At 46.0% G+C, this 13,073-nt stretch carries 12 protein-coding genes and 1 riboswitch; of the genes, 4 read left to right on the forward strand and 8 right to left on the reverse strand.

Annotation, left to right across the window (positions count from 1 at the left end; genetic code table 11):
- Positions 1-7 precede the first annotated feature (7 nt).
- Entirely contained in the window at positions 8-1,204 is a 1,197-nt protein-coding gene (gene ftsW, locus FTU45_RS05360) for a putative lipid II flippase FtsW (RefSeq protein ID WP_005094435.1), read from the forward strand.
- On the opposite strand, the gene FTU45_RS05365 is transcribed toward ftsW, so the two are convergent.
- The 7 genes from FTU45_RS05365 to FTU45_RS05395 form a co-directional block, all read right to left on the reverse strand.
- Entirely contained in the window at positions 1,193-1,453 is a 261-nt protein-coding gene (locus FTU45_RS05365; RefSeq protein ID WP_005094432.1) for a zinc ribbon domain-containing protein, read from the reverse strand. The two genes, ftsW and FTU45_RS05365, sit on opposite strands and share 12 nt — an antisense overlap.
- Positions 1,454-1,508: 55 nt before the next feature.
- The gene (gene gluQRS / locus FTU45_RS05370; protein ID WP_225553535.1) at positions 1,509-2,429 is read right to left on the reverse strand and encodes a tRNA glutamyl-Q(34) synthetase GluQRS; all 921 of its coding nucleotides are present in this window, start codon (positions 2,427-2,429) and stop codon (positions 1,509-1,511) included.
- 2 nt (positions 2,430-2,431) lie between these two features.
- Positions 2,432-2,959, reverse strand: a complete 528-nt coding sequence (gene dksA, locus FTU45_RS05375) for an RNA polymerase-binding protein DksA (RefSeq protein WP_004281072.1) — start codon at positions 2,957-2,959, stop codon at positions 2,432-2,434.
- Positions 2,960-3,169: 210 nt separating this feature from the next.
- Positions 3,170-3,982, reverse strand: coding sequence for a 3',5'-cyclic-AMP phosphodiesterase (gene cpdA / locus FTU45_RS05380; RefSeq protein ID WP_180076072.1), 813 nt, complete (start codon positions 3,980-3,982; stop codon positions 3,170-3,172).
- Positions 3,979-4,614, reverse strand: coding sequence for an NUDIX domain-containing protein (locus tag FTU45_RS05385; RefSeq protein ID WP_074383659.1), 636 nt, complete (start codon positions 4,612-4,614; stop codon positions 3,979-3,981). Before FTU45_RS05385 ends, cpdA begins: the two co-directional genes overlap by 4 nt.
- Before the next feature lie 76 nt (positions 4,615-4,690).
- Entirely contained in the window at positions 4,691-6,586 is a 1,896-nt protein-coding gene (gene thiC, locus FTU45_RS05390) for a phosphomethylpyrimidine synthase ThiC (protein ID WP_180076073.1), read from the reverse strand.
- An 88-nt stretch (positions 6,587-6,674) separates the two neighbouring features.
- A riboswitch (TPP riboswitch) is annotated at positions 6,675-6,807 on the reverse strand.
- 105 nt (positions 6,808-6,912) lie between these two features.
- Positions 6,913-7,944: a hypothetical protein gene (locus FTU45_RS05395; RefSeq protein ID WP_180049962.1), complete on the reverse strand. Its 1,032-nt coding sequence runs from the start codon at positions 7,942-7,944 to the stop codon at positions 6,913-6,915.
- 287 nt (positions 7,945-8,231) lie between these two features.
- Between FTU45_RS05395 and FTU45_RS05400 the strand changes: the two genes are divergently transcribed.
- Together FTU45_RS05400 and phoU are read left to right on the forward strand one after the other, a co-directional pair.
- Positions 8,232-9,590 (forward strand): TolC family outer membrane protein, encoded by a 1,359-nt coding sequence (locus FTU45_RS05400; protein ID WP_180076074.1) that lies wholly within the window; start codon positions 8,232-8,234, stop codon positions 9,588-9,590.
- 92 nt (positions 9,591-9,682) lie between these two features.
- Positions 9,683-10,402 carry a phosphate signaling complex protein PhoU gene (phoU, locus tag FTU45_RS05405; protein WP_005094412.1) on the forward strand — a complete coding sequence of 240 codons (720 nt, stop codon included), beginning with the start codon at positions 9,683-9,685 and terminating at the stop codon, positions 10,400-10,402.
- A gap of 64 nt (positions 10,403-10,466) precedes the next feature.
- Here the strand turns inward: phoU and FTU45_RS05410 are convergent, their stop codons facing one another.
- Positions 10,467-12,269: an ABC transporter ATP-binding protein gene (locus tag FTU45_RS05410; RefSeq protein ID WP_100329420.1), complete on the reverse strand. Its 1,803-nt coding sequence runs from the start codon at positions 12,267-12,269 to the stop codon at positions 10,467-10,469.
- A gap of 150 nt (positions 12,270-12,419) precedes the next feature.
- Between FTU45_RS05410 and FTU45_RS05415 the strand changes: the two genes are divergently transcribed.
- Positions 12,420-13,040, forward strand: coding sequence for an alpha-ketoglutarate-dependent dioxygenase AlkB (locus FTU45_RS05415; RefSeq protein WP_074383654.1), 621 nt, complete (start codon positions 12,420-12,422; stop codon positions 13,038-13,040).
- Positions 13,041-13,073: the final 33 nt, after the last annotated feature.

Raw genomic sequence — 13,073 nt, forward strand, 5'->3', positions numbered from 1 at the left:
TCGTGATATGGCTGGGTTTGCTCAGACTACGATCAATAAACTAAACCAATTTTATAGCCAGTGGGTACCCAAGCTCCCCGCTGAGCTAAATCCACGGAATGTACTAATTTTCTGTGTATTGGCTTTACTGTGTATTGGTTCGATCATGGTGGCATCGGCCTCGATGCCTTATGCTGAACGTATGCATGAAAATGCCTTTCATTATATTAGCCGCCATGGCATTTCGATTTTTGTGGCAGCAGTAGCCGCCTATCTAACCTATAAAATTCCCTTAAAGGTCTGGTTTAATAACACCTTCTTTTTGTGGATTATTACCATTGTACTGTTGGTGGCCGTGCTGGTGGTCGGGACTGAGGTCAATGGTTCCAAGCGCTGGATTCGGGTGGCCGGATTTACCTTGCAGGCCTCGGAAGTGGCGAAAGTGATGATGGCGATTTTTACCGCGGACTATGTGGTACGCCGTGCGGAAGAAGTCCGGAACAATATTAAAGGTTTGGTTCGTTTAAGTGCGATTATGGGTGTGACCGTCGGTTTGATTATTCTTGAGCCGGACTTGGGGGCAACCGTAGTAATTACCTTGACCATGCTTGGCGTGTTTTTCCTCGCGGGTGCGCCGTGGATTCAGTTTGGTGTGGCCTTTATGACCTTGGTCGGTGCATTTGCCGCAGCGATTTTATTAGAGCCTTATCGCTTGCAGCGTTTGATGTCTTTTTCAAATCCATGGGAAGATCCACTGGGTAGCGGTTATCAGCTCTCGAATGCACTAATGGCCTTCGGCCGTGGTGAGTGGGCCGGGGTTGGATTGGGGCACAGCATTCAGAAAATGTCTTATCTGCCTGAAGCGCATACTGATTTTATGCTGGCGATTTTAGGTGAGGAATTTGGCTTTTTAGGTATTGCGACCATCCTGATCCTGTCTTTTACCATGCTGGTCTGCTGTATCCGGATCGGACATCGTGCCTTGCAACATCAATATCTACGCGCCGGCTATCTGGCCTATGGGATCTGTATCATTTTCCTGTTACAGATTCTGGTGAATGCCGGTATGAATATGGGCGTGTTACCGACCAAAGGTTTGACCCTGCCATTTATTAGTTATGGGGGGTCATCATTGATTATCTGTGCGGTGATGATCAGTTTAGTGCTGAAAATTGATTCGACCACTCGGCAGGTCAATCCAAGCCGGGAAGAATCAAGCTTCTAGATTGGAGTTGGACCCGGGCTCCGGCTGAGCATGGTCAAGCACTGTGCTCGGCATTGCAGTTCCGCAATTGGAACAGGTCACAAAAGCAGTTTTAGGCTTGGAAAGTGGAATCAATGGAATAAAAAACAAAGAAAAATAATGACGTTGCTGTTTCAGCTCATAGCCTGTACGGGTTCGGCAGACTGGACACAGGAACTGGCTCTTTTCAATAGTTTTGGTTTTAGGGCCGAATCCAAAAATAAAAAACATCTGCTTTTCCTCTCTGATTTTAATTCTAGAATTCTAGCTTAAGCCAAAACAGGTTTTATTGATAACAACCTTGTAGCGCTGTTGTATGTGGAATCCGTTCAATGTTCCATTGCGCAACCGCCTGTTGCAGCATGCGTTGTGGCGTATCCAGATCAACTTCAGCCTGATGCAAAGCATTAAGTGCCTGTTTTAAGAGTTGTGGGGCCTGACTTAAATCCAGTGCTTGGGCCAGATTCTGTTTTGAGAGTTTTTGTCCCTGATCATTCATCGCCAGGGGTAGATGCATATAATTCAGACGCGGATAACCGAGCAACTGCCCCAGATAGATTTGCCGTTCGGTATTGTCCAGCAGGTCAGCACCACGTACCACATGGGTCATGCCTTGCAGATAGTCATCGACCACTACCGCCAGCTGATAATTAATAATCCCGTCACGACGTTTTAAGACAAAGTCTCCCAGATCTTTCTTCAGCTTTGAGCAGTGTCGACCTTGTAATTGATCTTCAAAACAGATTTCGATATCTTCGACTTTTAAACGGATCGCTTGATTGTCGAATGCCAGAGCTAGGTCACGGCAGGTATCCTGATAGATATGATTGGAACCGAGCATTTTACGGGTACATTGACAGGCATAAACCAGACCCTGCTGACGTAATTGTTCGATCACATCTGCATAAATATCTAAACGGTCTTTCTGGAAAATGATTTCGCCGTCTGGCTCAAGCTGAAAGGCGTCCATGGCACGCAAAATATGCTCTTCACTGCCCGGATAAATACGCGGAATATCGGTATCTTCCACCCGAACCAGCCATGTGCCGTGGTTGGCTTTGGCATCGCAATAACTGGCAACTGCGGTAATGAGGGAGCCAAAATGCAAAGGGCCGGTTGGCGATGGCGCGAACCGACCCACATAAGCCATCCTATTGTCCCCCTCCTTTTTTAAAGGAGGGGTTAGGGGAGGATTATTCAACAGCATCATTAACCGTTATTTTGCTTCTCTTTGATTTCCGCCAGGGTTTTGCAGTCAATACATAAAGTAGCCGTTGGACGGGCTTCTAAACGACGCAAACCAATTTCGATGCCACAAGTTTCACAGAAACCATAGTCATCATTCTGGATCGCTTCGATTGACTGTTCGATTTTACGGATCAGTTTACGTTCACGGTCACGGGTACGCAGCTCAATTGCAAATTCTTCTTCCTGAGTGGCACGATCGTTGACATCAGGCAGGGCAGTATTCTCATCTTGCATCGTATTCAGCGTACGATCCACTTCTGACATCAACTCGGCTTTCCAGGCCAGCAAGATTTGGCGGAAATGCTGAAGCTGACCTTCAGACATGTATTCTTCATTTTTTTTAGGTTGATAAGGTTCAATACCAAATAAGCTAGCAGTAGAACCACCGTCAGTCGTTTTAGGCTTAGATTTGCGTACGCGCTTTGCAGCTTTCTCTTCTACAACATCAGTTTGATTGTCTAAGACTTGATTTTGGTTGTCATTCGCCATTTAGGGCATTCCTCATCATATGCGTATGATTGCTACGCAAAAAATATGGTGATATGCAATTTTTATCCACCCTGTAGAAGGATTATCCTCCTGTGGGGGCCGTCATCATATAGACTTTTTATGCTTATTGATAGTCTTTGATGTCTGGACTATGCATATCACATTTCCTTTGGTTGCAATAAAGTAATGCAAAAAAAACAAATTGAAAAGTTAATAACCTGAAATTTCAGTATTAATATTTTGCTGACTCAATGCCACCCGTTCAATATAGGTATCAAACTCACCATTTTGTTGCAAATGTAATACACGATAACCGGGCGCCGCCTGATCTAGCGCGAAATCCTGGCTTTTAGGTTTGAACTGCACACTGGTCGATGGCGTGGATAAAAAATAGATACCATGCCATTCATTACAGGAATCCTGATGCACATGACCAAACAAGACCAACTTTATATTCTGGTGCCGTGCCAGGACATCTTTCAGAGCTTCGGCATTTTTAAGCCGGTGCTGGTCAATCCAGTGCGATTTCATCGCAAAAGGGTGATGATGACAAGCGATGATGACATGCTGATGCTTAAACTCAAGCAATAATTGGTTCAATTGATCAAGCTGAGCTTGTTCCACCCAGCCATCAACCTTGCCTTGAACCGCACTATTCAACAAAATCATGGTCCAGCTACCAAAATGAATCGCATGTACCTGATTGGCATTCTGATGAAACGGAAAGATCCGGGTGTCATCATGATTACCTGGAATTTGATAATGCGGCACGTTTAAGAACTGGATAAAGTCTAAATAACGCTGATAAGTTCGTTCCACCGGCACTTGCGCCAGATCACCGGTATGAATCAGCGCATCCATTTTGGGAAAGCGCTGCTGAATCTGCTGCATCACTTCATGAAAACTCTGCTCCGGATTCATCCGGGCAAATTCCAGCTCTTCCCGATCCATCAAATGGGTATCAGAAATCTGGATAATGGTCCAGTCGGGCTGTTCGGTTGTATTTGACTGCGAAAAACTCATGTCTTTCCCCTTAGACATATCCCTGCAGTATGAATATGTTGTTGCAACCATTGCAAGGCCATAATGACCGGTGCATTCCTTAAGCGCCCATTGCTGAGTAGTGCGGAAATATCTGCATAATCCAGAATATGCAGCTGGATATTTTCACCTTCATCCGGCATGCCAAAAATCCCGCCATGTTCAGGCAGTTCAGTTTCGGCGACATATAGATGAAACAGCTCGGAACAAGCACCCGCTGAAGGATAGAAGCTGAAAATATGCTGTAACTGATTCAAGCTACAGCCTGATTCTTCGAGTGCTTCGCGACGGATACACGCTTCAGGCGCTTCATCGCCATCCAGAACACCAGCAATCACTTCGAGTTGCCACGGTGAATCGACATCGTCCAGTCCGCCAATCCGGAACTGTTCAATCAGGCCGAATTTCTGCTGTTGATGGTTATAGAGCAGCACACCCGCTGCTTCTGGCCGGTGAATCAGCTCGCGTTGCAAAATAGGCGTCGAGCTGTCCTGCTGGAATAAACGGTGTCGCAGGCTGACTTTTTCCACCTGAATAAATCCCCGGTACAAAAACTCACGTGCCTCTATGCGAAAGTCTTTTTTATTATAAGAGGCCTGTTTAATAATATTCATATGCTCAGATAGAATGAATTGATTTATTTTCATCCTATCTGAGTTTTTTTTGAAGACAACTGTTTTTTTTAAAGTTTTATAGTTTGTGGTACAGATTTTGGCCAGACTTATGGAAGCTGGCTTTCATCTGATCCATACCTGCTTCAATTTCGGCCTGAGAGCTTGCCGGCTGATCCAGCTTGGCCTGCTGATTGGCATAGTCTCGAACATTCTGGCTAATCTTCATTGAACAGAACTTCGGTCCACACATGGAACAGAAATGTGCAGATTTATGTGCTGCTTTGGGCATGGTTTCATCATGCATGCTGCGGGCTGTATCCGGATCCAGACTCAAATTAAACTGGTCTTCCCAACGGAATTCAAAACGTGCCTTGGACAGCGCATTGTCCCGGGCCTGTGCGCCTGGATGCCCTTTGGCCAGATCGGCTGCATGTGCTGCAATCTTGTAGGTAATAATGCCGTCTTTGACATCTTTTTTATTTGGCAAACCCAGATGCTCTTTCGGGGTGACATAGCACAGCATGGCGGTGCCATACCAGCCAATCATTGCGGCACCAATCGCTGAAGTAATATGGTCATAACCCGGGGCGATATCCGTAGTTAAAGGGCCAAGGGTATAGAAGGGCGCTTCTTTACAGACTTCCAGTTGCAGGTCCATATTTTCCTTGATCATGTGCATCGGCACATGGCCCGGACCTTCAATCATTACCTGTACATCATGTTCCCAGGCACGATGGGTCAGTTCACCCAAGGTTCTCAGTTCAGCAAATTGCGCTTCGTCATTGGCATCTTGCACACAGCCCGGACGCAGGCCATCGCCGAGGCTGAAAGACACATCGTAGGCTTTCATAATGTCGCAGATGTCATCGAAATGGGTGTAGAGAAAGTTTTCCTGATGATGCGCCAGACACCACTGTGCCATGATCGAACCGCCACGCGAAACAATGCCGGTCAGACGGTTGGCCGTGAGCGGTACATATCTTAAAAGCACACCGGCATGAATGGTGAAATAATCCACGCCCTGTTCCGCCTGTTCAATCAGGGTATCTTTAAAGATTTCCCAAGTCAGGTCTTCGGCTACGCCGTTGACTTTTTCCAAGGCCTGATAGATCGGTACGGTGCCAATTGGCACGGGAGAATTGCGGATAATCCATTCCCGGGTTTCATGGATGTTCTGCCCGGTTGAGAGATCCATAATGGTATCTGCGCCCCAGCGTGTCGCCCAGGTCATTTTCGAGACTTCTTCTTCAATCGAAGAACCCAAAGCCGAGTTACCAATATTGGCATTGATTTTGACCAGAAAATTGCGTCCGATGATCATCGGTTCCAGTTCCGGATGATTGATATTGGCCGGAATAATCGCGCGGCCGGCAGCGACTTCCTGCCGTACAAACTCCGGGGTGATTTCAGTCAGGTTTTTAGCACCGAAATTTTGTCCCGGATGCTGGCGCATATCGACACCCTCCAGTTGATGCAGGTTTTCACGAATGGCGATATATTCCATTTCTGGCGTAATCATGCCTTGTTTGGCATAGTGCATCTGGGTGATATTCTGGCCGCGTTTGGCTTTGCGCGGTTTTTGAATATGCGCGAAACGGATGGCCGCAGTACGGATATCACGTAAACGTTGTCGGCCAAATTCAGAGCTTAAATCGTCCAGCATTTCTGTATCGTTACGCTGTTCAATCCAGCTGTCACGGATATTGGGCAGGCCTTTATTCAGGTCAATCGTCACATTGGGGTCGGTATAGACACCAGACGTGTCATAAACCATCAAGGGCGGATTATATTCACCGCCCAAGCCGGTCGGGGTTTCACTGAGGGAAATTTCCCGCATCGGCACCTGAATATCAGGACGCGAGCCTGGCAGATAGACTTTACGTGAAGCGGGTAGAATGCGCGTTAAATCACGTGCTTCCTGTTCATGCGTGGAGAGAGAAGTTTCAGAAGAAAGATTCGTTAACTGGTTCATGGCTATGATCCTTATGAATGACATCAACGAATCAAGCACGACCAAAAACGCGGGCAGATTTATCCTGAGCAGATAAAGCAGGGGCTGGGTTTTTAGCTGGCTTGATTCCTACGCAGGTATTAACCTGATCAGGTTCAACGGTACCCATGCTCAATTCCTGATAAAGATAAAAGGAATCACATGATCTCAGCGAGGGATTACTCGCGCTCCGTCAAGCGAGGCTAAAGCTTAGCTCAGTTTATGCCGAATAAACAGGTCTAAATCTCTCAACTTTAGCGATGATCTCTTCAGGCAGGGGAAGCTGGACTTAAGCCAAATATTTCTAGCTAGATACAGAATGCATCCATAAAACAGTCTTTATCATATTTTTGTGAGGGTGGGCTGATCTTGGCATAATACAGAATCTGTTCAGCATCCGAACGGTTTCGATAGTCGGCAGGCAAGGCTTGCTGGCGCTGTTGCGGATTCATGTCCAGAAACTCCAGAAATTGGCGAGCCTGGGTCGAAAGCGTTGATTTCTGACCACTGGATAGACCAATAATGGTTTCCAGATGACTGGTATCGACTGCATAACGGTCGCGATAATCCTCAGAAACGGGAGATGCTTCGGTGCCTCTAAACAAAAAATAGGTATATTGTTTCAGCAGGTATTCGGCATCCCGCTTATAGCTGCTCTCAGGATAGGTCTTGAGATAATCTTCCCAAAGCAGACTGCGGGCTGCAATGTCAGCCGCCTCAATTTGCAGGCGTTTTTCCACCAGTACCGGCTGCATATTCTGTTCAGCCAGATGTTCAATAAAAACTTTTTCAGCGTCGGGTAAATAAGGCGCAAAAATGCGGGCCAGATATTCCGGACTACGACGATAATGTAAGTTGCCATCGCCAAGATCCAGCAGTTCGACATAAGCCTGACCTTTGTGTTTTAACAGGTACTGGTCACGTGAGGTGAGCTGCTGAAAATGGGCTTGCTGAATGGTCGGATGCTGGGCCATTTCAAGCGCATACTGTTCAAAGGCGCGTTGCTGGAACTCGGTACGGTCGACGGCTAAAAAGCGCTGATACATTTCAGTAGAACGCAGCATCAGATGCTTCTGCTCCGCCAATTCCATCAGGGGCAGACACACTTTAAGATCCTGATTAACCTGTTCCAGCGCAAAAGTGGTGCGCTGGTCATTAATCTGGGACATATTTTTTTCAATATTCTTGCACATCAGGCTAAAGTCATTGACTGGACTTTGCTTCTGATTGGTCTCAGTCTGTTCAACCTGGATCTGTGGTTCTGACGGCTGCTGACAGCCTGCCAGAAACAGCAGACTGCCGGAAATTAGACAGGCTTTGAATATCGACGGGAATGGCATTAACACTATGTTTCAGGACTCTGTATAGGTGAATTCAGAAAATAACGGCCTTGCTGGAGATATATTGTATAGATCAAATAAAAATACTATGTTTAGTATTGTGAATTGCTTTGTTACATTGCGGGTATAGATCTTGAAAATTGAATTAATCGTGGATAAAACCCGAGAGTTATATTAAAAAGTTAATAAAAATCATACGCAAAAATGCAAAAAATCTCTTTAGTATGGCTTAGCTTAAAGCGCCAGAATTTTTGATCTGAATGGCTGTTAGGGGTTAACACTATAAAATGAAACTAAAACTCAGTGTCATGGCCGGTTTATTGTGCAGTAGTCCGGCGATTTTTGCCCTGGATTTGCAACAAGCCTATGCGCGCGCCCAGCAAAACGATCCGAACTGGCAAGCGAATCTGTTGCAATATCAGGCCGATCAGCTCAATCTGGGGATTGCCAGCGGAAATTTACTGCCGACCGTGAGCCTTTCAGGAAATATCACCCGTAAAAACCAGTCTGTCAATAATTCGCAATCTGCAGGTTTGCCGCCTGAGTTTGGTGAGTTGCAAAGTTCCAGTACCACCAGCCGTCAGGTGGCTTTAACTGCACGCCAGCCTTTATTCCGCTGGGATGCCTGGCAGGGCTATAAACAGGTCAAAACTTCGGTCGAACTCAGCGAAGTCAATCTGCGTCTGCAAAAACAGCAGCATATTTTACAGGTGGCAGAAGCCTATTTTAATGTCTTGCGTCAGCAGTCTTTGACCACGGCATATTTGCAGGAAGAACAGGCTCTATCTGAGCAGCTGCGCATGATGAATGCCAAACTAAAAGAAGGTCTGGTGGCACGTAGTGAGGTCAGTGAAGCCAATGCCCAGTATCAAAGTGCCCAAGCCAACCGGATTTCGACCCAAGTTCAGCTGATTCTAGCTCAGGAGCAACTGGCTCAGCTGATCGGGCCTTATCAGGAAAATCTGGCGGTATTACGCAATGACTTCCAGTTTCAGAAACCGATTCCAAGTGACATGCAGTCCTGGACAGATTTGGCACAAAGCCAGAATCTGAACATTCTGCAAGCCCGTCTGCAAAAACGCTATTCTGAAGATGCCAAACGGGTTGAGCAGGCCGCCCTCTATCCGCAGGTTGAAGCGGTCGGCACCTATGGCTATCTGAAACAGACACCAGAAACGATTATGTCCAGCAATGGTGATTTCGACCAGATTGGGGTGGAAGTCAACTGGAACCTATTTAGTGGTGGCCGTACCCAGAAAAGTATTCGTCAGGCTGGGGTCAATGTACAAAAAAGTGCAGCCCAATTAGACGCTGCGATCCGCAAAGCCAATACCGATGTGAAGCAGTCCTTCATGCAGGTAGAAACCGATCAGGCCAAACTGAATGCGCGTAAAGCGGCGATGGAATCTTCGGAAATGGTTTCACAAGCCTCCAGAGCCCAATATCAGGAGGGCTTAAAGACCATGGTCGATGTGTTGCTGGCCCAGCGCAATGCTTTTTCTGCCAAAACGGATTATCTGAATGCCAAATATGATTATCTGCTGCATGTACTCCAGTTACAGGCTTCAGTCGGGCAGCTGACCGAAAAGGAGCTGGCAGAGCTGAATGCCTGGCTGATCGAATATGATTCACCTCAGCCCAGATGACGCTACGATTGTCATCAAACTTTCATCATAAATATGCTTTAATGTGCTTTATTATTGATCATCGCTATATGCCGTTTCAGGAGTAGACTTCCTTGTGTCCAAATAATCCTGTGTTAAGTCATCACATTTCTTCGCAATTTAATGAAGAGTTGCAGGACGTCAATACCAAATTCATGACCATGGGCGGACTGGTGGAACAGCAGGTGGCCAACGCCATTCATGCCTTACTGGATACCGATGTCGCCATGGCAATTGATGTGCAGTTTCAGGACAATGTTGTCAATCAGATGGAAAGAGACATTGATGAAGCACTGACCCTGATTCTGGCACGCCGTCATCCTGCTGCGATTGATTTACGTATGGTGCTTGCCATGTCCAAGGCCAATACCGATCTTGAGCGTATTGGTGATGAAGCGTCTAAAATAGGCCGGATTGCACAAAGCCTGAGTGAAGAGGGTAGCTCGCCGCGCGGTTATATGGAAACCCGGCATATTGGCAACCAGGTTCGGGTGATGATTCATGATGCACTGGATGCTTTTGCACGTCTGGATGTAGATCAGGCCTTGAAAGTGATGTTGGCAGATGCGGATATCGACCGTGAATACCAGTCAGCAACACGTACCCTCATGACCTATATGATTGAAGATCCGCGACATATTAGTCGTGTTATCAATGTGCTATGGGTACTTCGTTCACTCGAAAGAATTGGCGACCATGCCCGGAATATTTCTGAACAGGTGATCTATATGGTCAAAGGTTTTGACGTACGTCATACCAGCGTCGAAGAAATTGAGCAAAAAGTTCAGCGTTAAGAGTGATCATCTTTCAATAAAAGACCTCCCGCTCGGAGGTTTTTTTATTGGCTTGGAAGAAGCCCTAACTATGGGTTTCTTCCTCGGCATCATCCTCAAAAGTCTTGGCGATTTTTTCAATATTCAGGCTCTTGGCCATGGCATCAAAAATTTCCTTATACACGCCTTGCTGATGATAAAGCTGAGCGTGCTCACCATGTTCGGCAATCCTTCCCTCTTTCATCACATAGGTATAATCCGCGTCAATAATTTGCGACAGGCTATGTGAAATGATGATCACGGTACGGCCTTGCTTGATTTGATCCAGACTTTGCTTGATCTGTTCGGTGGCGATGGCATCCAGACTCGCCGTCGGTTCATCCAGAAAAATAATCGGTGGATTTTTCAGGAACATCCGCGCCAAGGCAATGCGTTGCTGCTGTCCGCCAGAGAGCATGAGAGCATCACTATCATAGCCATCCGGTAACTGTAAAATCTGCGCATGAATCGAGGCTTTTTCTGCCGCCTCAATGACATCGTCCATTGAAGCTGTAATTTTTCCATAACGTATATTCTCAAAAATGGTGCCTTGAAAAATATGATTTTTCTGCAACACCAGACCAATATGATCACGCAAAAATTGGGTGTCATAGTCTTTCAGGTCAATGCCATCCAGTTTAATCTGGCCTTGTTGCGGCTCATAAAATTTATCCAGCAGGCTGATCAGGGTAGATTTCCCCGCACCGGATAAGCCGACCAAAGCCGTGATCTTATTCGGACGAATTTCCATCTCAATATCTTTCAGGGCGTGATGGCCATTCGGATAATAAAAATTCACCCCATTCAGTTCAAACTTACCTTGAACAGGCGGTTTTTGCTGGCCGCTTTGTTCAATTTCCTGATCCGCTTCCAGAATCTTAAAGAAGCTTTCTGAATAGATCATGGCATCATTCACTTCATCATAAATCCGGTGCAGTGAGCGAATCGGGGCGGAGACATTATTAAACAGCAGCACATGAAACATGATCATGCCGATACTCATCTGGCCATCCAGCACAAAGTAAGAGGTCAGAATAATAATCAGCACAATGCCGATCTGTTCCAGGAACGTTTTCAGACCATCAAACAGGAAACTGGTCTGGCGGGTTTTCATCTGGTTGTCGGTCAGTTCGCGTTGCAATCCTAACTGCTTTTCCGACTCAATCGCTTCCCGGTTAAAGGATTTGATCACGGTAATTGAATTAATAATACTGAGAATACCTTGACTCTTTTTCTCGCGGCCATCTCTTAAACTGCGGCGCCAACCACCGAGCTTTTGTGCCTGTTTATAGGTCAGCCAGAAATAGATTGGGACAATGGCGGTGGCCACCAGACCAACATACATATTGGCATAGTACATCAGGCCCAAAGCCACAATTGCGCTGGTAAATAACGGTAAAATATCAATAAAGAAGATTTGTACCAGACGGGTCAGTGAGCCGATACCACGATCAATACGGGTCTGTAATTTTCCGGCCTGATTATTTTCCTGATTAAAAAATTCCAGACGATATTTTAAGAATTTTTCAATAATTCCTTGGGCCAGATCCTGAGAAACAAAAATCCGTAGCTTTTCTCCATAGAACTTCTGGCCGAACTGGACAAAGGCATTGATAATCTCTTTACCGAGCAAGATCGCTGAAATCGTAATCAGAATATGCCAGCCTTGCTCCAGTCCCTGACCTTGTTCCAGCAGCGCATTGATACTATCGACTGCATATTGCAGGGTCAGCGCATTGACCTGTGCGGTAAAGGAACCGATCAGGGTCAAAATCAGCGTGGCAATGACCAGCACCCGATAGGGCTGAACAAAAGGACGAAGTTTCTGAAACAGCTGCCATAAGTTCATAAAGGATTATTTTTATTGTGAAAGTTAAATTCAGTTTAGGCAGGAACAGGACAAGTCACAAGAGCAAATCTTGTAGTCATTTGTGAAATTCGGTTGTACTTTTTCAAAGTCAATGTCAGTATTTTCAGTAAGATACTCGGTCTAATTGAGATGACTTTAGATTTATTTGCGCCCCAACCTGAAACGAATATCTTACCCTTTGATGGGGTGGTGGAGGACTATGGTCTGATTCTGGATCAGGCGCAAAGCCAGCAGTATTTGCAGTATTTTCTGAGCCAGTTGGCCTGGCAACATGATGAAGTACGGTTGTTCGGCAAGCACTATGTCACAGCACGCAAGGTGGTCTGGTATGGCGATGCGCACTATCAATATCGCTATTCGGGGACGCTCAAGCAAGCTCAGTTGTGGACCCCGGGATTATTGCGTTTAAAGCAGCATATTGAACAGCTGGTGGGTCATCCCTTTAATTCCTGTCTGGCCAATTTATATGAAGATGGTTCACAAGGCTTGGGCTGGCATAGCGATGATGAGCCTGCTTTATATACAGGAAGTTCTCGGGAAAATGTCATTGCTTCTCTGAGTCTGGGCGCGACCCGTAAAATGAGTTTTAAACATAAAACCCACGGGGATAAAGTCGAGTTACTGTTACACAGTGGCCAACTGATTGTAATGCGCGGCCAGACCCAGCAGTACTGGAAACACAGCATTGGTAAAAGCAGCAAAGTTTTGACACCCAGAATTAATCTGACCTTTCGTTATTTTTACCCTTAAATCATGTTTTTAGGCATAAAAAAGCATCCCAAA

Source organism: Acinetobacter sp. YH12106 (assembly GCF_013418995.1).
Lineage (GTDB): Bacteria > Pseudomonadota > Gammaproteobacteria > Pseudomonadales > Moraxellaceae > Acinetobacter > Acinetobacter pseudolwoffii.